General features: G+C 64.5%; 23 protein-coding genes and 1 pseudogene. 17 read left to right on the top strand and 7 right to left on the bottom strand.

Features of this window, described 5'->3' with window-relative positions:
* Positions 1-286 precede the first annotated feature (286 nt).
* Positions 287-1,351 (bottom strand): NAD(P)-dependent alcohol dehydrogenase, encoded by a 1,065-nt coding sequence (locus tag B3098_RS26900; RefSeq protein WP_286900194.1) that lies wholly within the window; start codon positions 1,349-1,351, stop codon positions 287-289.
* Positions 1,352-1,458: 107 nt separating this feature from the next.
* Between B3098_RS26900 and B3098_RS26895 the strand changes: the two genes are divergently transcribed.
* Positions 1,459-2,343 (top strand): LysR family transcriptional regulator, encoded by an 885-nt coding sequence (locus B3098_RS26895; protein WP_286900192.1) that lies wholly within the window; start codon positions 1,459-1,461, stop codon positions 2,341-2,343.
* 28 nt (positions 2,344-2,371) lie between these two features.
* Here B3098_RS26895 and bioD read toward each other — a convergent pair.
* Positions 2,372-3,147: pseudogene (gene bioD / locus B3098_RS26890) on the bottom strand (dethiobiotin synthase); the annotation flags it as partial.
* 254 nt (positions 3,148-3,401) lie between these two features.
* Between bioD and B3098_RS26885 the strand changes: the two are divergent.
* From B3098_RS26885 to B3098_RS26835, 11 genes are all read left to right on the top strand, one after another.
* Positions 3,402-4,379 carry a hypothetical protein gene (locus B3098_RS26885; protein WP_175138111.1) on the top strand — a complete coding sequence of 326 codons (978 nt, stop codon included), beginning with the start codon at positions 3,402-3,404 and terminating at the stop codon, positions 4,377-4,379.
* Positions 4,376-4,537 (top strand): cbb3-type cytochrome oxidase assembly protein CcoS, encoded by a 162-nt coding sequence (ccoS, locus tag B3098_RS26880; RefSeq protein ID WP_105239608.1) that lies wholly within the window; start codon positions 4,376-4,378, stop codon positions 4,535-4,537. Before B3098_RS26885 ends, ccoS begins: the two co-directional genes overlap by 4 nt.
* Before the next feature lie 215 nt (positions 4,538-4,752).
* On the top strand, positions 4,753-6,240 hold the full coding sequence (ccoN, locus tag B3098_RS26875) for a cytochrome-c oxidase, cbb3-type subunit I (protein ID WP_175123610.1): 1,488 nt from the start codon (positions 4,753-4,755) through the stop codon (positions 6,238-6,240).
* Positions 6,241-6,250: 10 nt separating this feature from the next.
* On the top strand, positions 6,251-6,988 hold the full coding sequence (gene ccoO / locus B3098_RS26870; protein WP_175123609.1) for a cytochrome-c oxidase, cbb3-type subunit II: 738 nt from the start codon (positions 6,251-6,253) through the stop codon (positions 6,986-6,988).
* Positions 6,989-6,990: 2 nt separating this feature from the next.
* Positions 6,991-7,167, top strand: a complete 177-nt coding sequence (locus tag B3098_RS26865; protein ID WP_056563017.1) for a cbb3-type cytochrome oxidase subunit 3 — start codon at positions 6,991-6,993, stop codon at positions 7,165-7,167.
* Positions 7,164-8,129, top strand: a complete 966-nt coding sequence (ccoP, locus tag B3098_RS26860; RefSeq protein ID WP_175123608.1) for a cytochrome-c oxidase, cbb3-type subunit III — start codon at positions 7,164-7,166, stop codon at positions 8,127-8,129. The genes B3098_RS26865 and ccoP overlap by 4 nt, the downstream gene beginning before the upstream one ends.
* A gap of 71 nt (positions 8,130-8,200) precedes the next feature.
* Entirely contained in the window at positions 8,201-9,691 is a 1,491-nt protein-coding gene (gene ccoG / locus B3098_RS26855) for a cytochrome c oxidase accessory protein CcoG (RefSeq protein WP_175123607.1), read from the top strand.
* A 35-nt stretch (positions 9,692-9,726) separates the two neighbouring features.
* Complete coding sequence (locus tag B3098_RS26850) at positions 9,727-9,999, top strand: FixH family protein (protein ID WP_239213265.1); 273 nt, start codon at positions 9,727-9,729, stop codon at positions 9,997-9,999.
* A 16-nt stretch (positions 10,000-10,015) separates the two neighbouring features.
* Positions 10,016-10,252 carry a hypothetical protein gene (locus tag B3098_RS26845; RefSeq protein WP_175138114.1) on the top strand — a complete coding sequence of 79 codons (237 nt, stop codon included), beginning with the start codon at positions 10,016-10,018 and terminating at the stop codon, positions 10,250-10,252.
* A gap of 124 nt (positions 10,253-10,376) precedes the next feature.
* A complete protein-coding gene (locus B3098_RS26840; protein ID WP_279975062.1) occupies positions 10,377-11,300 on the top strand; it encodes an ABC transporter ATP-binding protein in 924 nt (307 codons plus the stop codon).
* Positions 11,297-12,058, top strand: a complete 762-nt coding sequence (locus tag B3098_RS26835) for an ABC transporter permease (RefSeq protein ID WP_175138116.1) — start codon at positions 11,297-11,299, stop codon at positions 12,056-12,058. Before B3098_RS26840 ends, B3098_RS26835 begins: the two co-directional genes overlap by 4 nt.
* Before the next feature lie 128 nt (positions 12,059-12,186).
* Here B3098_RS26835 and B3098_RS26830 read toward each other — a convergent pair whose 3' ends face one another.
* On the bottom strand, positions 12,187-12,585 hold the full coding sequence (locus tag B3098_RS26830; protein WP_175123602.1) for a DUF4168 domain-containing protein: 399 nt from the start codon (positions 12,583-12,585) through the stop codon (positions 12,187-12,189).
* 243 nt (positions 12,586-12,828) lie between these two features.
* A complete protein-coding gene (gene trhA / locus B3098_RS26825) occupies positions 12,829-13,473 on the bottom strand; it encodes a PAQR family membrane homeostasis protein TrhA (protein ID WP_279975061.1) in 645 nt (214 codons plus the stop codon).
* Positions 13,474-13,945: 472 nt separating this feature from the next.
* On the opposite strand from trhA, the gene B3098_RS26820 reads away from it, so the two are divergent.
* Both B3098_RS26820 and B3098_RS26815 read left to right on the top strand, forming a co-directional pair.
* Positions 13,946-15,007: an alpha/beta hydrolase family esterase gene (locus B3098_RS26820; RefSeq protein WP_286900181.1), complete on the top strand. Its 1,062-nt coding sequence runs from the start codon at positions 13,946-13,948 to the stop codon at positions 15,005-15,007.
* A gap of 222 nt (positions 15,008-15,229) precedes the next feature.
* Positions 15,230-15,751, top strand: a complete 522-nt coding sequence (locus B3098_RS26815) for a DUF1993 domain-containing protein (protein WP_279975059.1) — start codon at positions 15,230-15,232, stop codon at positions 15,749-15,751.
* 43 nt (positions 15,752-15,794) lie between these two features.
* On the opposite strand, the gene B3098_RS26810 is transcribed toward B3098_RS26815, so the two are convergent.
* Both B3098_RS26810 and B3098_RS26805 read right to left on the bottom strand, forming a co-directional pair.
* Entirely contained in the window at positions 15,795-16,292 is a 498-nt protein-coding gene (locus B3098_RS26810; protein ID WP_286900180.1) for a VOC family protein, read from the bottom strand.
* Positions 16,293-16,359: 67 nt separating this feature from the next.
* Positions 16,360-16,716, bottom strand: a complete 357-nt coding sequence (locus tag B3098_RS26805; protein WP_056323968.1) for a DUF1428 domain-containing protein — start codon at positions 16,714-16,716, stop codon at positions 16,360-16,362.
* Positions 16,717-16,887: 171 nt separating this feature from the next.
* On the opposite strand from B3098_RS26805, the gene B3098_RS26800 reads away from it, so the two are divergent.
* Positions 16,888-17,862 (top strand): GlxA family transcriptional regulator, encoded by a 975-nt coding sequence (locus B3098_RS26800; RefSeq protein ID WP_286900178.1) that lies wholly within the window; start codon positions 16,888-16,890, stop codon positions 17,860-17,862.
* Positions 17,863-18,050: 188 nt separating this feature from the next.
* The gene (locus tag B3098_RS26795; RefSeq protein WP_286900176.1) at positions 18,051-19,673 is read left to right on the top strand and encodes a methyl-accepting chemotaxis protein; all 1,623 of its coding nucleotides are present in this window, start codon (positions 18,051-18,053) and stop codon (positions 19,671-19,673) included.
* A gap of 5 nt (positions 19,674-19,678) precedes the next feature.
* Here the strand turns inward: B3098_RS26795 and B3098_RS26790 are convergent, their stop codons facing one another.
* Positions 19,679-20,080, bottom strand: a complete 402-nt coding sequence (locus B3098_RS26790; RefSeq protein ID WP_279975056.1) for a hypothetical protein — start codon at positions 20,078-20,080, stop codon at positions 19,679-19,681.
* 237 nt (positions 20,081-20,317) lie between these two features.
* On the opposite strand from B3098_RS26790, the gene B3098_RS26785 reads away from it, so the two are divergent.
* Positions 20,318-20,905 (top strand): SUKH-4 family immunity protein, encoded by a 588-nt coding sequence (locus B3098_RS26785; RefSeq protein ID WP_286900173.1) that lies wholly within the window; start codon positions 20,318-20,320, stop codon positions 20,903-20,905.
* Positions 20,906-20,918 lie beyond the last annotated feature (13 nt).

The raw sequence follows: 20,918 nt of genomic DNA, 5'->3' as shown, positions 1-20,918 counted from the left end.
GTCGTGACGGGAGGCCGCGCGTGCCCCGGCTGCGCCCGCACGCGGTTCCACGAGCGACCGCAGCAACGGCCGGAAAAGCCGGATGGATGTGAACGAAGGTTGTAGGAAGGATGAGACCAGAGGAACGCTTGAAGTGAATTCTCAACCTTTTGTCCTAAGAGATGCGGTGTAGGTCTGCGGCGCGCAGGTCGGCCGCCATCCCGATTGACGACGTGAATCCGGGTCCTTTTTTTTTGTTTGCATCCGTAACGAACCCGGCCCCGCTTTGCCTTGCGTGTGTGTTGACCTACGCGGCGGCGCGTTCTTCTTTCAGCGAAGCCATGTCGATCACGAAGCGGTATTTGACGTCGTTCTTCACCAGCCGCTCGTAGGCCTCGTTGACGGCCTGGATCGGCACCATCTCGACATCGCTGACGATGTTGTGTTCGGCGCAGAAGTCCATCATCTCCTGGGTCTCTTCCATACCGCCGATCGCCGAGCCCGCCAGCGACTTGCGGCCCATGATGAGGTTGGCGCCGGGGATCGGATCCAACGGCGTCAATGCACCCACCAGCGCCATGGTGCCGTCCAGTGCCAGCAGCGCCATGTAGGGATTGACGTCGTGGCTGACGGGAACGGTGTTCAACAGAAAGTCGAACGTGCCGGAGTGCGCCGCCATGGCGTCGGCATCGCGCGACACCAGCACATCATCCGCGCCCAGACGCTTGGCGTCGCGCGCCTTGTCGGCAGACGTCGTGATCATCACCACGTGAGCGCCCATCGCGTGTGCAAACTTGACGCCCATGTGGCCCAGGCCGCCCAGACCGATGACGCCCACCTTCTTGCCCGGCCCGACCTTCCAGTGGCGCAGCGGAGAGTAGGTGGTGATGCCGGCGCACAGCAGCGGCGCGACGGCCTTCAGGTCGAGCTTGTCGGACACCTTCACGACAAAATGCTCGCGCACCACGATGCGATCGGAATACCCGCCAAACGTCAGCTGGTCGCTGCCGCGTTCCTTGTCGTTGTAGGTCAGCGTGGCGTTTTCCTCGCAGTACTGTTCAAGGTTCAGTTGGCATGCCTTGCAATGGCGGCACGAGTCCACCATGCAACCCACGCCGGCGTAATCGCCCACCTTGAACTTCGACACGTTCTTGCCCACTTGCGCGACGCGGCCGATGATCTCGTGGCCGGGCACCATGGGGTACATGGAATTGCCCCAGTCGCCGCGCGCCTGGTGCAGGTCGGAGTGGCAGATGCCGCTATACAGGATGTCGATCAGCACATCGTCATCGCCGGGTTCACGGCGCGTGAAGCTGAAGGGGACGAGCGGGGTGTCGGCGCTGTGGGCGGCGTAGCCTTGGGCTTGGATCATGACGGCCTCTTGGGATGTTTATTGAGCAGGCGTTCACAATAATCCCGGGCTGCTCTGCGGTTCAAGCTAGAATTTCGGCATGATTTATTGAACAAATTTGCACAATCATGGCGCTCGACAACCTGTCCCACCTTGCCGCGTTCTCCGCGGTGGCCCGCCTGGGCAGTTTCCGCAAGGCGGGCGAAGAGCTCAGTCTGTCCACGTCGGCGGTCAGTTACGCCATCCGCAATCTGGAAGAGGGGTTGGGCGTGAATCTGTTCAACCGGACCACACGCAGCGTCGCCCTGACCGAAGCCGGCCACCGCCTGGCCGAGCGCCTGCAGCCGGTACTGCACGGTCTGGACGATGCGCTGGACGAAATGAACCACTTTCGCGGCTCCGCCGCCGGCACGCTGCGCATCAACACGTCGCGCGCGGCGTCGTACCTGCTGCTGATGCCGATGGCGGCGCAATTTCTGGCGGCCTACCCGGACATCCGCCTGGAGATCGGCGAAGACGACAGCTTTGTCGACATCGTGAAGTCCGGCTTCGACGCAGGTGTGCGTCTGCTCGAAGCGGTGCCCGAGGACATGGTGGCCATGCCCATCAGCTCGGCGCTGCGCTCCGTGGTGGTGGCCTCGCCGGATTACCTGCGAGAGCGCGAGCCGCCACGGCATCCGGCTGACCTGATGAGGCACGAATGCGTCCGCTATCGTTTCCCCAGTGGCCGGTACTTCAAGTGGGAATTCAAGCGGGACGGCGAGGTGCTGGAGTTCGACGTGCCGGGGCGTCTGGCCCTGAGCGACATGCATGCTGAGGTGCGGGCGGCCGCCGACGGCATCGGCATCGGCTACGTGCCGGAAAACTACGTTGCCGGACTGTTGGCATCCGGCAAGCTGGTGCGGCTGCTGGAGGACTGGTGCCCGACGATCCCCGGATTCATGTTGTATTACCCCCGCCAGCGCCGTGTGTCATCGGCGCTGCGGGCGTTCATCGACATGGCGCGGCAGTGACGCGCCGCACAAGAAGCCGCCGGCCCGGCTAGTCCGCTTCTGCCTCGGCGCCGTACAGCGACGCCAGACATTCGGTCAGCGGCGCAATGCCCTTGGCTAGTTCGTCGACCGCGGCAGCGTCCACACGCGGCAGCGGCGGTATCTCGGCCAGCACCCGCACGCCGCCAAAGCGTTCGATGGCTTCCTTGTTGCCCGCGGAGGGCGGTCCGCTCATGACCACGCCAAGCACCGGAATGCCGCGGCGCTGCAGCGCCGCGAGGCTGAGCAAGGTGTGGTTGATGGTGCCCAGTCCGCTGCGCGCCGCCAACACCACCGGCATGCCCAAGCGCGCGATCAGGTCGATCATCATGTGCGTATCGTCGATCGGCACGTACAGGCCGCCCGCGCCTTCCACGATCAGCGGCGCGCGTGTCGGGGGCGGCACGATGCTGGTGGCGTCGACCACGGTTTCTTCCAGCGTGGCTGCCGCCCATGGCGATAGCGGCGCCTGGAGGACGTAGGCAGGCAAATGCAGGCGGTGGGGCGGCAACTGCGCCAGCTGGGCCACGGTGTCGGTATCGCCCGGATCCTCGGCGACACCCGTCTGCACGGGTTTCCAGTAGTCGGCGTTCCAGGCGCGGGCGAGGATGGCCGACACCAACGTCTTGCCGATACCGGTATCGGTGCCGGTTACAAAAACCCCGACGGGGCGCCGCGTCGATGTCTTCTGCATACCGCAAGCCAGGTGAATTTTCACCACGGCCCATGTTGGTCGAGCGCGGCCGGACAGCGCCGGAACCTGCGGACGTGCCGCGGGCGTAGGGGAGGCGGCTGCGGCAGCGCAATGGACAACCGCAGCGGCCAGAGCACCGTTTTATCAGTTGCCCCGTCCGCGCGCCACCCGTCACATAGATCAGTGCCGGTGGATGGGCGGGCGGCATGGTGGCGAGGCGACGAGGCGAGGCGAGGCGGGGAGGCGAGGCGGGGAGGCGGCAGGGCGGCGGGGCAGTGGCAAATCGTCTTTGGCGTCTTGATTCAGATCAAGGCGGTCGAGGGCAGGCCTGACTACCATCGGCAACATGCGTGCCAAATCGATTTTCGCCGTCCCGGCCAGCCTGCCCGATGCCGACCGCCAGCAACGCCGCCATGCGCTGGTGCGTCTGTCGCTGGCCTGGCTGGCAATGATGCAGGTCATGATGTTCGCCTGGCCCGGCTATCTGCGCCATGAATCCATGCCCGCCGACGCGCTGGAAACCCTGGACTGGGCCATCGTCCTCATGAACTGGGCCAGCTTCGCGCTGACCGTGCCCGTCGTCCTGTATTCGGCATGGCCCATCTGGCGCCACGCGGGCGCCAATCTGCGGCAGGGCCGCGCCGGCATGGATGTGCCTGTGGCGCTTGGCATCATTGCCGCCTTCATCCCCAGCGTCCACGCCACGTATACGGGGCGGGGCGAAGTCTATTTCGACTCGGTCACGATGTTCGTCGCGTTCCTGCTGACCGCGCGCTATCTGGAACTGTGCGCCCGCCAATCCTTCGGCGGCGCGGGTTCCGCCGGCCGCCGCCATGCCCGCGTCGAAGACCAGCGCCTGTTGCTCGGCACGCGCGCCGACCGCGTGGCGTCGCGTTTCGTCATGGTGCAGGTCGCGCTGGCCTTGGCCGCCGCGGCGGGCTGGGCCTACATCGATCCCGCCCACAGCATCCCCGTCATGGTGGCGCTGCTGGTCATGAGCTGTCCCTGTGCCATGTCCATGGCCGTCCCCACCGCCATGGCTTCCGCGCACAGCGCGCTGGCGGCGCATCCCGACATGCCCGAGGCCGCGCTTGACGCGCTGCTTGCCGAGGCCCGGCGCAAGGCGCGGCAGAACCTTTACGGCTCGCTCGTCTGGCATTTGCTGATGACGCCGCTGGCCCTGGTGGGCTGGGTCACGCCCTGGCTTGCCGCCATCACCATGCTGGTGTCGTCGCTGGCCGTGGCCTACAACTCCTGGCGCCTGTGCCGCCGCGACTGGTCGGGCCGTCTGGCCGCTGGCGCCGCACTGGGAGCCGCGCCATGACCATCCTCTACCTGCTACTGCCGCTGTCGCTGCTTTTCGTGCTGGCGATTGGCGTATCGCTGTGGTGGGCCGTCTTCAACGGTCAGTACGACGACACCGACAGCGCCGGCACGGCCATCCTGCGCGACGACGACAGCGGCGCCGCCGGCCGCCGCTGATCGCCGGGGCGCAAATTACCGCCGCCGATGCGCCTCTGCGGACCCCGCCGCAGCGCATCGGCCAGGTCTTTTCACGGCCCGATACCCCTAATAGCGTTGCGGTTATGCAGCGATGTCCAAGGCGTCGCAACCCGGTTGATCCAAATCAACGCCTCCTCGAGTGACTAGTCCCATCATCGAAGCCTGGAAGTTCTTGTTACTTTAGGGGATGGGTGATGAACGATTGCCCCGCAATCGCAAGCAAGTCCGATACCTTCAACTACAAGGTCGTGCGGCAGTTCGCCATCATGACCGTGGTCTGGGGCATTGTCGGCATGGCTGTCGGTGTTTTTCTGGCCGCTCAGCTAATTTGGCCTCAACTGAATTTCGACACCGCATGGCTCAGCTACGGCCGCCTGCGCCCGCTGCACACCAACGCCGTGATCTTCGCCTTCGGCGGCAGCGCACTTTTCGCGACGTCCTACTACGTCGTCCAGCGCACCTGTCAGGCGCGCCTCTTCTGCGACAAGCTCGCCGCCTTTACGTTCTGGGGCTGGCAGGTCGTCATCGTCGCAGCCGCCATCACCTTGCCCATGGGTTTTACCAGCAGCAAGGAATACGCCGAACTCGAATGGCCCATCGACATCCTGATCACGCTGGTCTGGGTCGCCTACGCCATCGTGTTCTTCGGCACCATCATCAAGCGCCGGTCCAAGCACATCTACGTGGCCAACTGGTTCTTCGGCTCGTACATCCTCACCATCGCCATCCTGCACATTTTCAACAACATTGAAATGCCGGTGTCGATGTGGAAGTCCTACTCCGCCTACGCGGGCGTGCAGGACGCCATGGTGCAGTGGTGGTACGGCCACAACGCGGTGGGCTTCTTCCTGACCACCAGCTTCCTGGGCATGATGTATTACTTCGTGCCCAAGCAGGCCGGCCGTCCCATCTACTCTTACCGCCTGTCCATCGTCCACTTCTGGGCGCTGGCCTTCACGTACATGTGGGCGGGCCCGCATCATCTGCTGTATACCTCGCTGCCCGACTGGACCCAGTCGCTGGGCATGACCTTCTCGCTGATCCTGCTGGCGCCTTCCTGGGGCGGCATGATCAACGGCATCATGACCCTGCAGGGCGCCTGGTACAAGCTGCGCACCGACCCGATCCTGAAGTTCATGGTCACCGCGCTGTCGTTCTACGGCATGTCCACCTTCGAAGGCTCGATGATGTCGATCCGCACCGTGAACGCGCTGTCGCACTACACGGACTGGACCATCGGCCACGTGCACTCCGGCGCGCTGGGCTGGGTCGCCATGATTTCGTTCGGCTCGCTCTACTACCTGATCCCGCGCCTCTATGGCCGCGAAAAGATGTACAGCGTCAAGGCCATCGAACTGCACTTCTGGATCGCGACCATCGGCGTGGTGCTGTACATCGCCGCCATGTGGATCGCCGGCGTGCAGCAGGGCCTGATGTGGCGCGACACGGCGCCGGACGGCACCCTGGTCTACAGCTTCGTCGAAGAACTGAAGACGCGCGTTCCGTACTACCTGATCCGTTTGCTGGGTGGAACCCTGTTCTTGTGCGGTGTGTTCGTCATGGCCTGGAACGTATGGAAGACGGTGAGCGGCGCGACCGCGGTCAATCCCGCCATTCCGCAAGACGATCCCCATGCCGCCCGTCCGTCGGTCCCCGCGACCGCCGTGCCGGCCACTGTTTGACGAGGACATCATGGCCAACAAGAATCACGGCTTCTTTTCTCATCAGACCCTCGAGAAGAACATCGGCTGGATGATCATCGCCAGCATCCTGGTGGTCTCCTTCGCAGGCCTGGTGCAAATCATCCCGCTGTTCTTCCAGCACAGCACCACCCAGCCCGTGGCGGGCGTCGAACCCTACAGCCCGCTGCGGCTGATGGGCCGCGACGTCTACATCCGTGAAGGCTGCGTGGGCTGCCACTCGCAGCAGGTGCGCGTGCTCGCCGCTGAAGTCCAGCGCTACGGGTCGTACTCGCTGGCGTCCGAGTCGGTGTTCGATCACCCGTTCCTGTGGGGTTCCAAGCGCACGGGTCCGGACCTGGCGCGCGTCGGCGAGCGCTACTCCGACGACTGGCACCGCATCCACTTGCGCGATCCGCGCAAGGTAGTGCCGGAATCCAACATGCCGGCGTATCCGTGGCTGGAAAAGACGGTCATCACCGGCCAGAACGTCGACCAGCGCATGCGCGCCCTGCGTGCCCTGGGCGTGCCCTACACCGACGAGGAAATCGCCGCCGCACCCAAGGCCATCGAAGGCAAGACGGAAGAAGACGCGCTGGTGGCCTACCTGCAAGGACTGGGTGTCGGCGTGCGCAAGGCGCAGCTTGCCAAGCAGGCCGAAGAAGCCAAGGCGGAAGCGGCCAAGAAGGCTCAGCAACCCGCTGCCCAATCCGCCGTGCAACCCGCCGCGCAAGCGGCCACGGGAGGCTGATCATGGTCGGCTACCTGAGCGCAATCGTCACCGCCATCTCGATGGCAACCTTTTTCGGCATCGTCTGGTGGGCCTGCTCGCGCGGCCGCCAGGGCGCCAACCGCGAATCGGCCATGCTGCCGTTCGCACTGCCCGATGAATTCGGGCAGGCACAACAAGATGGAGCGAATCGGTCATGAGCGATTTCGTCAATGGCTTCTGGGGGTATTTCATCTCGATCGTCGCCGTGGGCGGGGTGGTGTGGTGCGTGTGGCTGCTGTACACGCAACGCCGCTGGCTCACCGCCAAGCCGGCCAGCGGCCAGGTCGAGGACACCGGGCACGTCTGGGACGGCGACCTGACCGAACTCAACAACCCGGTCCCTACCTGGTGGACGTGGATGTACCTGCTGGCCTGCGCCTTTGCACTGGGATACCTCTTCCTGATGCCGGGCCTGGGCGAATACAAGGGCAAGCTGGGCTACAGCAGCGCCGACGAAGTGGCGCAGCAGCAGGCCAAGATGGCTGAAGCCGTGCGTCCCATCTATGCGCGCTTCGAGACCATGACGGTGCCGCAGATTGCGCAGGATCCGGGCGCCCGTGAAATCGGCCAGCGTCTCTTCCTGAACACCTGCGCGCAGTGCCACGGCTCCGACGCCAAGGGTGCGCCCAGCTTTCCCAACCTGACGGACGGCGACTGGCTGCACGGCGGTTCGCCCGAAGCCATCATGCAGACCATCAAAGAAGGCCGCCACGGCATCATGCCGCCCTGGAAGGCTTCGATCGATCCCAAGATGGCCGGCGACATCGCGCAGTACGTGCGTTCGCTGTCTGGCCTGACCGCCGATCCGGTCCGCGTGTTCCGCGGCAAGCGCGAGTTCGCCAACTTCTGCGTCGCCTGTCACGGTGTCGATGGCAAGGGCAACCAGCTTGTCGGTGCGCCGAACCTGACGGACGACGTGTGGCTCTACGGCAGTTCGGAAGCCAGCATCGTCAAGACCATTCTTGATGGCCGCGACAACCGCATGCCGGCGCACGAACACATCCTGAGTCCCGAGCAGATCAAGATCCTGACTGCGTGGGTCTGGGGACTGTCCAACAAGCCCGACGCGTCTACGCAGACCGCTGCCGCGCCGGCCGAGGCCAGCACTGCCAAGCAGTGAACCGGCAGCACGTAAATGGGAGGCCGCGCGGCCTCCCATATCACTAAGCACTTACAAGCACGGAGCAGCAAATGGAAGATGGGTCAACCGCAAGCGTCAGCAGTTCGCCTGGCGGTGACCCGCCGCCCTGGCGGCCGCATACGCGGCCGCCGCGTCCTGGCCAGGAGACCCTGGAGCAGACGTTGGCGGGGGTGCGCAGCAAGATCTATCCGCGATCCGTCAGTGGCATCTTTGCCCGCTGGCGTATCGCGTTCGTCTTTATCACGCAGATCATCTTCTACGGCTTGCCCTGGCTCGAATGGAACGGCCGCCAGGCGGTGCTGTTCGACCTGGGCGCGCGCAAGTTCTACATCTTCGGCCTGGTGCTGTGGCCGCAGGACGTCGTGTACCTTGCCGTGCTGCTGGTCATTTCGGCATTGGCGCTGTTTCTCTTCACCGCGGTGGCCGGACGCCTGTTCTGCGGCTACGCCTGTCCCCAGACCGTCTACACCGAAATCTTCATGTGGATCGAGCGCAAGGTCGAAGGCGACCGCATCGCGCGCATCCGGCTGGACGAATCCCCCTGGAGCTGGCGCAAGTTCCGCCTGAAGTTCACCAAGCACTTCCTGTGGATCGCCCTGGCCTGGTGGACCGGTTCTACGTTCATCGGCTACTTCGCGCCCATCCGCGAACTCGGCCACGAACTCTTCGCGCTGCAGCTCGGACCCTGGCAGTGGTTCTGGATGCTGTTCTACGGTTTTGCCACGTGGGGCAACGCCGGTTTCATGCGCGAATCGGTGTGCAAGTACATGTGCCCGTACGCCCGCTTCCAAAGCGTGATGGTCGACCCGGACACCTTCGTCGTCACCTACGACAAGCGCCGCGGCGATCCGCGTGGCGGCCGCTCGCGCAAGGTCGACCACAAGGCGAAGGGGCTGGGCGACTGCGTCGATTGCAGTCTCTGCGTGCAGGTCTGCCCGACCGGCATCGACATCCGTGACGGTCTGCAGTACATGTGCATCGGGTGCGGCGCCTGCATCGACGCCTGTGACCAGGTGATGGACAAGATGCAGTACGAGCCAGGCCTCATCCGCTACACGTCCGAGCGCGCCATGCTGGATGGTCTGTCCACAAAAAGCGCGCGCTCGCATCTGCTGCGGCCTCGCGTCCTGATCTACGGCACGTTGATCCTGTTGCTGGCGATCGCCTTCGTCGTCTCGCTGGTGGTCCGCAATCCGCTGCGCGTCGACGTAATCCGCGACCGCGGCGTGCTGGGCCGCGAGGTGGCAGGGGGCATGATCGAAAACGTGTATCGCCTGCAGATCATCAATACGTCGGACGCGCCCATGCGGCTGCGCCTGACGGCCGAAGGCATGCCCGACCTGGCGGTGCTGGCCGGCCAACAGGGATCGGACGTGGTCGAGGTCGAACCCGCCGCCAACAAACTGGTGCCGATGGTCATCCGCGCCCCGGCGGGCGCGGCGCCCGGCGCCCATCCCATCACGCTGCGCGCCAAGGGGCAGGATGGCGAGAACCGGCAGGTTGAAACCGATGAAGCTGCCAGTTTTTACGTGCCCGAGTAGGGCAGACACCGCCCTGGTCACCAAAAGGAATCTTCATGAACGCTGCACAAATCACCGTTGACGCCGCCGACGCGGCGCATCCCGCCAAGCCCTGGTACCGCGAGCCCTGGCCGTGGATCCTGATGGCGGGTCCGTTCGCCGCCATGGTCGGCTGCTTCATCACGATCTACTTCGCAATGACCCAATTCGCCAGCCAGCCCATCCAGGAGGGTGTGGTCAAACGCGGTCTGGTCATCGAACAGACCGCGTCCGGCGCGACCGCGAGCCCGGCGCCGACGCCCGCCGGCTCTGCAGCCGCCAAACCTTGATCGGGGGAGTTCACGCATGGGATTGCGATCTTTGATGTGGATCCTGTGGCCGTCGTTCATGGCGGCGGCTGCGGGTAGCGCACTGATCTTCGCCCTGATCGATCCGCTGGACGTGGCCATTTTTGGCTACGTCCCAACCGGCAGAATGGGCTTCTACACGGTGTCGTTCTTTGTCTTGTGGGTGATGGCCGGCCTGTCCAGCGCGCTGACGGCGTACCTGATGCCCAAGGTTGAAGAGGACGACGACTTCTAGTTCCAGTGTTCCAAAAACTAGTTCCAGTGTTCCCAAAAAGAAAACACACCGTTCCGCCAGGTTGAACAAGCGCGGGCCGCGCGACGGGTAAAATCCTTCGGCTATGGTCAAGTTGGGGGCTCGCGTGCAGCCAGTCATTTCAATACAAGGCTTATCCAAGCAATATGCGTCGGGATTCCAGGCGCTCAAGAATGTCAGCCTGGACATCCAGCGCGGCGAAATCTTCGCGTTGCTCGGGCCGAACGGCGCGGGCAAGACGACGCTGATCAGCATCATCTGCGGCATCGTCAATCCCACCCACGGCACGGTGCTGGCTGACGGCCACGACATCGTGTCCGATTTCCGCGCCGCCCGGTCCAAGATCGGTTTGGTGCCACAGGAAATCTCCACGGACGCCTTCGAAAGCGTCTGGAACACGGTCACCTTCAGCCGCGGGCTGTTCGGCAAGCCGGCGGACCCCGCCTATATCGAAAAGGTCTTGCGCGAATTGTCGCTGTGGGACAAGAAGGACAGCCGCATCATGGCGCTGTCCGGCGGCATGAAGCGGCGCGTCATGATCGCCAAGGCGCTGTCGCACGAACCGGCCATCCTGTTCCTGGACGAACCCACCGCGGGTGTCGACGTCGAATTGCGGCGCGGCATGTGGGAAATGGTGCGACGGCTGCGCGAAAGCGGCGTCACCATCATCCTCACCACGCACTACATCGAAGAAGCCCAGGAAATGGCGGACCGCATCGGCGTGATCCGCAAGGGCGAAATCATCCTGGTCGAGGAAAAGGATGCGCTGATGGCCAAGCTGGGCAAACGACAGCTTGCGCTGACACTGAAGGCGCCGCTGCCCGGCATCCCGACAGCGTTGGACGCCTACCAGCTCGAGCTTTCGCCCGACGGCTACAAGCTTGTCTATACCTACGACAACGAGCGCGGCGGCGATATTTCGCGTCTGCTGCAGGACCTGAGCCGCCTGCAGATCGAATTTGCAGACCTGAACACCTCGGAAAGCTCGCTCGAGGACATCTTTGTCAGCCTGGTGCACGGTCAATCATGAACTTCTACGCCATCCGCGCCATCTACCTTTTTGAAATGGCCCGCGCCTGGCGCACGCTGATGCAAAGCGTGCTGTCGCCGGTGATTTCAACGTCTCTTTACTTCGTCGTGTTCGGATCCGCCATCGGTTCGCACATGGTCGAAATTGACGGGGTGAGCTACGGCGCGTTCATCGTGCCCGGCATGATCATGCTGTCGCTGCTGACGCAGAGCGTGGCCAACGCCTCGTTCGGCATCTACATGCCGCGCTTTTCAGGCACGATCTACGAAATCCATTCGGCGCCCATTTCGTATGTGGAAATCCTGATGGGCTACGTCGGCGCGGCCGCCAGCAAGTCCATCATCCTGGGTCTCATCATGCTGGCCACCGCGCGCCTGTTCGTGACGTTCGACGTGGCGCATCCGTTCTGGATGCTGTCGTTCCTGGTGCTGACCGCCGTGACGTTCAGCCTGTTCGGTTTCATCATCGGGATCTGGGCTGACGGGTTTGAAAAGCTGCAGATCATTCCGTTGATGATCATCACGCCGCTGACCTTTCTGGGCGGCACGTTCTATTCGATCAACATGCTGCCGCCGTTCTGGCAGACCGTCACGCTGTTCAATCCGGTGGTCTACCTGGTCAGCGGTTTCCGCTGGGCGTTCTTTGGCGTGGCGGACGTCAGCATCGGCGTCAGCGTGGGCATGACGCTGGCCTTCCTGGTTGCATGCCTGATTGGCGTGCGGTGGATTTTCAAGACGGGCTACCGCCTGAAGACCTGACACAACTGCAGCGTCAGGCCGCGCACAATGCGAAAGGCGCCGCATGTCCCGTTCAGGGCATGCGGCGCCTTGTCTTTACGAGGCGGCCGTCGTGGGCGGCGTGACTGCGTGCCCGTCAGCGCCCGGGCTTACCGCGCAGGCTGCATCTTCATCAGGCGATCACGAAGCTGGGGATCCTGCTGCACGGCCTGGCCGATGCCGTTGAATTCCTCGACCGACAGTCCGTCCGCGCGGACCAGCTTGACCATTTTTTCGTCCGCTTCCTTGACGACCTTCTGCTTGGCGTCGTCGGTCTTGGCGGCTTCGACCTTCGGACGGTATTCGTCAACGACGCCAGAGATCTTCTGCGACGCCGAAGCGAACTTCTGCAATTGCTGATCCGTCGGCTTCTGCACGGCGGGCGCCATGCCCGGCTGAGCTTGCGTCTGCGCCGGAGCCTGGGCGGCCTGTTGAGCCAGGGCAGGGGCACCGGACAGCGCCGTCGTCAGGATGGCGGCGGATAGGAATGCATATTTGGAACGCTGCATCAAAACTCCTTGTTCCGGTTGAAAGTCCGACCATGATGACCAGCCGGACCGCCGTGGGACAAGTTTCGCGATGTGTTTTCCTGTGTCGGCAGACCACGAGATCTCCGACGCGCGGTGCGGGGGCAGCCCCGGGGGACGCAGGTCCCTCACGTTCGAAACGTTTTGCGCGGTTTCGTAGTCGCTGCTGGCCGCGATGTGTCCTTAGGTTCGTCCTTCGGAAGCGGATCGGACGCCTTTGCGGGCTTACGCCGCGTACCAGAACACCGCGAAGAAATGGCAGACGGTGCCGGCCAGCACGAACAGATGCCAGATGAAATGGCTGTAGCGCCAGCGGTTGTCGAACACAAAGAAGACCACGCCGCCGGTGTAGGCGAGGCCGCCAGCCACCAGCCACCACAGGCCGCCGGTCGGCACCAGTTCAAGCAAGGGTTTGACCGCGATAACGACGATCCAGCCCATCGCCAGATACAGGCCCGTGGATAGCGCGGGCCGGTTGAGCCGCTTGCTGGCCTTCAGGCCCACGCCCAGCAGCGCCAGGCCCCACACCAGTCCGAAGAGGGTCCACCCCCAAGGGCCACGCAGCGCGCCCAGCGCGAACGGGGTGTAGGTGCCCGCGATGAGCAGGTAGATGGCCGAGTGGTCCAGCACATTGAAGATCTGCTTGGCGCGGCAGCGGGGCAGGGCGTGATAGATGGCGGACGCGAGGTAAAGCAGGCACATTGACGCGGCAAACACGGCGGCGCCGGCGATGAAGGCGGCATCGCCCTGGCGCACGGCGGCGGCAATCAGGAGCGGCGTGCCGGCCAGCGCGCCCACGGCGCCCAGGCCGTGGCTGATGCTGTTGGCGATTTCTTCGCCCAGGGTCTGGGGTCGGTCGTTGGAAAACATGGGGAGCCTGTGAATGACAAGTTTTCCACCTTAGGCTTTTTGGCATGCCCGCTCAAGGCGCGCGTCGGGTAGTCTTGACCGATCGCAACGTCGTTACGCTGTGATACATTCGTCCCGCGAACAAACCGCCCAAAGAGGCGTCGCATGTTCTTCACTCCGGGCTTGCACGTCGGCCGCGCCAGGCGCTGCCGTGATCGACACTCTTAGGGGAAGCACTCAATGAATCCGGCACCAGGTCTTTCGGTTGGGGCGTCCTCTCCGCCCGTCCACGCATGCGCACCAGACGACAGGCATCCGCCTTGCGGAGCGGCATAGCCGCGGCGACCGCCGTCCGGCGCTGCCAACCCCGGCACCCCGGGCGGCGCGGCAAACAGGAACTTCCGAACAGGCCCTAACAATGGCGCGCAGTTTCAGCAGTCTGTTTTTCAAAGCGGCAAAAAAGATCACCCGCCTCCAGCGCACGGCAATGCGCATGGCGACCCCCAAACCAGCCCGCAAGCGCGCCACGCCGGCGCGCAAGACGGCCGCCAGCTCCACGGCGGGGCGTGCGGTCAAGACGGCGCGGCCGGGCGGGACGGCGGGCGCGGGCAGGGCAGCGGCGCCCGAGGCGGCGTCGCTTGGCGCCGGCCGCTGGGAGGCCTCCCGCCAGTTCACGGACAAGACCGGCCGCCGGCTGGCCTTTGCCCGCTACACCCCCGCTTCTGTAAGTGCCACAGCCGCCGGCATGCCGCTGGTCGTAATGCTGCACGGATGCCGGCAGACGGCCGAGGCTTTCGCGCGTGGATCGCGCATGAACCAGTGGGCGGACGCCGGGGATTTCATGGTGCTGTATCCGCAGCAATCCCTGGCGCGTCAGGTGCAGCGCTGCTGGCGCTGGTTTCAGCCGGATGACGATCATGGCGGGGCCGAGGCTGATCTGATCGCGGCCCTGATCCGGTCGGAAGTCGTGCGCCACGGTCTGGACCCCGAACGCGTCTACGTGGCCGGCCTGTCGGCGGGGGCGGGGATGGCGGCACTGGTCGCGTTGCGGCATCCGAGCCTGATCGCCGCGGTGGCCATGCACTCGGGGCCGGTCGTGGGCGACGCGCATAACGCCGGCAATGGCCTGAGCACGATGCGGCGCGGCAGTATCAAGGCGTTGGCGCCGCTGGTGCAAGCCGTGGCGGACCCCGCCGTTTTTGACCTGGGCATGCCGGCGCTGATCCTGCACGGCCAGCTTGATCCGGCCGTGGCGCCGCGCAATGCCAGGCAGTTGTTCGAACAGTTCCGCACCTTGAATGCCGCCGATCCGCACGCGCTGCCGATCGAGCGCGTGCTGGGGTTGGGCACCGAAAAAGCGTACCGCAGGGTGGATGTGCTGCGCGGCCGCAAGACGGTGCTGCGGCTGTGCGAGATCACGCGGCTTGAACACGCCTGGAGTGGCGGGGATCCCGCGATCCGGTATCACGCCCGCAGCGGTCCCGATGCCTCCGCGCTGGTGTGGCGTTTCTTTCAGAGTCAGCGGCGTGCGGGCGCGATTGCCGTTGCGCAATGACAGACACGCACGTTTCGGCAGGCTGCTGGCAGGCGGCAGACAAATGGCAACGGGTAGCTGCTTCGGCGCGCCGGATTATCTGGGCATGAAGAACGATGATGTCGCCGGCACCGCCGACCGGGCGGCGCCGGGCCGGCGTAACATCGCTGCAATCCCGACGCGTCCGGCGCCCGGCGCCTGTCTACGCACTTTTGCTGCCCAACTTTTATGGAACCCGTCTTTATGCCCCTGTCCATGTACCAAGCATCCGTGCCTGTCTTCATCCGCGGCCTGAACGTGCTGGCCGCGCTGCTGGAAAAGGCTGCCGCGCACGCGCAAACCACCGGCATCGACCCTGCGGAACTCGTCAATGCGCGCCTCGCGCCCGACATGTATCCGCTGTCGGGCCAAGTGCAACGTGCCAGCGATGCGTCCAAGTTCGCGGCACAGCGCCTGTCGCAAGGCGACGCCCCGAAATTCGCCGACACCGAGACCACGCTTGCGCAATTGCAGCAGCGCGTCGCGGACACGATCGCATATCTGGAAAGCGTCAAGCCCGAGCAGGTCGACGGCGCCGAAGGCCGCCGCATTACGCTGAGCTTTGGCAACTTCAAGCCTGAATTCCAGGGCGACGAGTATCTGCTGACGTTCGCGCTGCCCAACTTCTACTTCCACGTGACCACCGCCTACGGCATCCTGCGCCAGGCCGGCGTGCCGATCGGCAAGCTGGATTTCCTGGGACCGTACCCGCAACTGGCCCCCTGATGAATCAAGGCGGACGCGGCGTCCCCCGCGTCGCGCCACAGCCTCATTTTTTTGACGGGTCCCCGCAGCCATCCATCGGCCCCATCTTCGCCATGTTCTGCTGGATCTCCTCGGGCGTGAGGTCCTGCATGTGCGTGGCGATGGACCAGCGGTGGCCGAATGGGTCCACCACCTGCCCGTAGCGGTCGCCCCAGAACATGTCGGCAGCGGGCATCGTGACTTGCGCGCCCGCCGCGACCGCCTGCTGGATCGCGGCGTCTGCGTCGGTCACGTACAAGTGCAACACCGCGGGCGTGCCCTTGAGCGCCTTCGGTCCCAGACTGCCCCATTCCGGAAAATCATCCATCAGCATCAGGACCGAATTGCCGATCCGGATGGCGGCGTGCATGATCTTGCCGTTGGGTCCGGGCAGCCGCATCAGCTCCTCGGCATTGAAGGCTTTCTTGTAGAAGGCGAGCGCGTCGGAGGCGCCCTCGCAAATGATATGCGGCGTCAGCGTGTGCATGCCGTCGGGAATGGGCTTGGCTGCTTTGGTGGCCATGATGTGTCTCCAGGTTTATTGAACGGCTGCGGGTTGAATGGTTGCGCTCGGGGCGTGGCCTCGCGCGCTAGTTGCCGACCAGCGTGGCAAAGCCGCCCCAGCACATGCGCTTGACGTCGAACACGCCCTCGCAGCACATGTCCGCCAGGCGCGGGTCGGACATCACCTTGGCGTTGATGCTGTTGCGCGCTTCCTTGCTGGGATACAGGATCCACGCAAAGACCACGACTTCGCCTTCGCGCGCCCCGGCCGCCGCGCTGAACGACGCGAAGCCTTCTCCGTCGATGTCGTCAGCCACGCCTTCGCGGTAGTCCAGCGCGCCGTGCTCGCGCCAGATGCCCTCGGCGTGCGTAGCCATTTTCTTGTACGTCTCCAGATTGGCCTTGGGTACGCATAGCAGGAAACCGTCTATGTACTTGTCCATCGATCACTCCTCACGTCCGTGTTGTTCTGGTTTGGGCCGGCACGTCCGCAATCCGTTCCGGCCGCCGTCCGGATTCCTGGATCGGCAGGAACCACTTTATCGGGATCCGGGCGGCTTTCAGATAGGCAATTGCGACAATCTTGCGGGTGGATTGCGTCAGCCTGCAGGCGTATGCTTGGCAACATGAAAAACGTCGCGTTCCTGCTGCCCAAGGGGACCAATATTGCGTCCCTGGAAACCGCGCGCCACGGCTTCATGGTGGCCAACGAATACCTGCGCGCGCACGGCCGCGAGCCGCGGTTCCATGTGCGCACGCTTGCGCTGACGCGCGAGGTCAGCCTGGACGACGGACGCATCAAGGTGCAGGCCGACATGGTGCTGGCCGACGCCACCGACATCCATATCTGCATTGCGCCGCCGCTTCTGGGTTCGGTATCGGACGCGGTCCTGTCCAACCGCGAACTCATCGAATGGCTGTCGCGCCATCACCGCGAAGGCGGCGAGGTCGCCAGCCTGTGCATGGGCGCCGCGCTGCTCGCCGCGGGCGGCGTGCTCGATGGGCAGCAGGCGGTGGTGCACTGGGTCGCGCAAAACCTGTACGCCAGCCTTTTCCCCACGGTGCGTTGGACCAGCGATCGCGTCGTCATGGCAGAAAACGGCGTTTATACGAGCGGCGGCGCGTTTTCGGCCGCGCATCTCGTGCTGCACCTGATCGAAAAGTACACCGACCGGGACACCGCGATCTGGTGCGCCAAGTATTTCCAGCTGGACTGGAGCCGCCAGAGCCAGTTGCCTTTTTCGGTCTTCATGGGGCAGAAGTCGCACGCGGACGAAATCGTGCGGGCGGTGCAGGAATATATTGAAGGCCGCTACCAGGAAAAGATCACCGTCGAGGAACTGGCCGGCCGCCACGCGCTGGGCCGCCGCACGCTGGAGCGGCGTTTCCGCCAGGCCACCGGCAACAGCATCGTCGAATACGTGCAACGTGTGCGCGTCGAAGCCGCCAAGCAGCGGCTGGAAAGCTCGCGCAAGAGCGTCTCCGAAGTCATGTACGAAGTCGGCTACAACGACACCAAGGCCTTCCGCGACATCTTCAACAAATACTGCGGCATGTCGCCCGTGGGATATCGCGAGCGGTATCAATAGCACGGCGATTGCGCTGCAAAGACCGCTTGAACGCTGCCGCACGCGGGCCGACGTCAAGCTTGTTGCAGCAGTGTTGCTGCGCCACGCCTTATCTTCGTTGTCTTTGTGGAATCGCAAACAACGCCATGCGCAAATGTTTGCGAAATGTGTCGGGAAACATAGACTGGGGTTTTCCCTGAGGCCCACCTATGAAGCTCCGCACCCATTTCGGCAATCTCTCCATCGGCACCAAACTGGGCCTGGGCTTCGGCGTCGTGCTGGCCCTGCTGCTGGCCCTGGCCGGCGTGTCGCAGTTCGAACTGACACGCATCGGCAGCATCAACCGCGCCATCACGCAGGAAACCTGGGTGAAGGCCAACGCGATCTCGGTGGTCGACGTCACGACGCGCGCCAACGCCCGCGTCAATCTGGAACTGATCGTCAACGCCGACCCGGCCGCGATGGACAAGCTGTTCCAGCAGATCGAGGCCAACCGTAAACGCATCGACGACGCCTTGGCCACCCTGCGGCCGTTGATGGCGACGGCCGATGCCAGCGCCCGGCTGCGCACGCTGGAAGAGGCTCGGGGCCGTTACGTGAAGTCCTTCCAGTCGGTGGGCGCGCTGCTCAAAAGCGCTGATCGCGACGGCGCCCGCCAGCGCATGCTGCAAGAGACGTTGCCCATTCTGGACAGCCTGCAGGATCACATCATCGCGTTGTCCCGGGAACAGTCGGCCGACATGGACGAGGCCGGCATTGCAAGCCAGGCCGTCATCCAGGAAGCCGAGCGGCTGAACGTGGGCCTGGCCGGCCTGGCGCTCGCCTTGGGCGCGTTGCTAGCGTGGCGGGTCAGCCGGTCGATCACCGGTCCGCTGGCGCGTGCGGTCAAGGCCGCGGAAACCGTGGCGGGCGGTGACCTGGGCCAGCGGATCGAAGCGGGCTCCCGCGATGAGACCGGGCGCCTGCTTCACGCCTTTCAGGACATGCAGGAGCGGCTGGCGGGCGCCGTCCGTGCGATCCGGCACGGATCGGAAACGATTTCCAGCGCCTCGGGCCAGATTGCGGCGGGCAACGCCGATCTCTCAAGCCGCACCGAAGAACAGGCGGCATCGCTTGAGGAAACCGCGGCGTCGATGGAAGAGCTGGCTTCGACCGTGAAGCAGAACGCGGACAACGCGCGCCAGGCCAACCAGCTTGCAGCCAGCGCATCGGAAATCGCGCTGCGCGGTGGGGCGGCGGTGTCTACGGTGGTCGGCACCATGCAGGAGATCTCGGCCAGCTCGCACAAGATTTCCGACATTGTGTCGGTGATCGACGGCATCGCGTTCCAGACCAACATCCTTGCGCTCAACGCGGCGGTCGAAGCCGCCCGTGCGGGCGAGGAGGGCAAGGGCTTTGCCGTGGTAGCGGGTGAAGTCCGCTCGCTGGCGCAGCGCAGCGCGCAGGCCGCGCGCGAGATCAAGGCCTTGATCGAAGATTCCGCCGGCAAGGTGGGCGCGGGCGCGCGTCAGGCCGAGGGCGCGGGCGCCACCATGCAAGAGATCGTCACCGCCGTGCAGCAGGTGACGGACATCATGGGCGAGATCGCCGCCGCGTCGCACGAACAGGCCAGCGGTATCGATCAGGTGAACCTTGCCGTGGCGCAGATGGACGAGGTGACGCAGCAGAACGCGGCGCTGGTCGAGGAAGCCGCTGCCGCCGCCGGCTCGATGCAGGACCAGGCACGCGAGCTGGTGCGGGCGGTAGGCGTGTTCCGGTTGTCCGAAGACGCCACGCGGCGCGGACCGGAGCAAGATCCCACTCGCGCCCCGGGCACGTTGATGCTTGCCTAGCGCCGCTATTTTCCGCAGGCGGCCTGCAACGCCTTCATCTGCGGGCTGCCTGGCGCAAAGCGCACGAACTGTACCTGGCTTTCGTCCAGTGTCTCGTCCTTGATGGTGGTGACCAGGGTGTCGTTCAGGAAGTAGCTGGTGGCCGGCAAGAAGCCGACCTGCGACCGGCGGCAATCGAACAGCACCTCGGTCACCGAACGGTCATAGCGCACGGGCTGTTTGTCCGCGCCCGGAATGGTCTGCGCAGCGGTGTAGCGCAGTTCCATCCTGCCCCGGGCGTTGCCCGACGCTTGCTGTGTGTTGGGCAGGCCCCCGATCCGGATCGAGACGTTGGGGTGATCGGGACGCGGCGGCACGTCGAACCATTGCTGCGCGTGAGCGCCGGAGCCGGCGAGGAGCGCGGCCAAGGTTAAGGCGGAAACTGCAAACGGTAGGCGCATGGATTGTCCGTGATCGAAAGCGGTTTTCTTCTGCCACCGCCCTGTGGCGCTTGAATCGTGCGTCGCCTCGGAGCAGGGCGTTCAAATGTAGCAAAATGCGGTCTGGCGCCGCGTGCGAAGTTCAGTTGCTACCACCCGCGCTACCGTCCGCGCTGACGGCGCGGCAAGATTTATCGCTAATACGTTGTCCAGATACGCATCAACATGAATTCCTTTGAATCCCTCCGGGCGCAGTTCGCCCGGTTTGGCGAACTGCGCCCGCAGCCGCGCGACGCGTGGCAGGGCGACATTGCGCTGTCACAGGTGCTCGCCGACTTTTACGAACAGGTGGGCCCGTGGGGCGCCACCTATCACCAGAACGTGGGACCGGTCGGCATCACGCTTTCCGAAACCAACATCAGCTTTCCGCCGCTCTACAAGCTGTGGGATCGGCAGGCCGGCTATCGCTGGGATGCGTCGAATGGCGAACGCGTTGCCGAATGGCAGGACAACTGGCTGGTGATCGCCGACCAGAACGCGGACCCCTTCATCCTGGACACGCAAACCGGCAAGATTCTTTACGCCATGCACGGCACGGGCGCATGGGACGCCGCCGTGGTGGCGCCCGATCTGCCGACGTTCGCGGCCGCGGTGGCCGCGGTCGGCGTCGTGTGCCTGGAGGCCGACGAAGACCTGCGCAACGATGACTGGGAAATCAGGCCCGAGCATCGGGCGCGTGCGTTGCAGTCGCTGACCATTGTTCTGGGCGACCCCGTCGAGGCCGAGTGCTTTCGGGATGTGCTTGAGTTCTGACGAAGGAAAAAGA

The sequence above is a fragment of the Achromobacter sp. UBA2119 genome (assembly GCF_002331005.1).
In the GTDB taxonomy this organism is placed as follows: Bacteria; Pseudomonadota; Gammaproteobacteria; order Burkholderiales; family Burkholderiaceae_B; genus Achromobacter; species Achromobacter animicus.
Note: the sequence above shows the minus strand (reverse complement) of the source record. Positions and strands in the feature narration are given on the sequence as shown.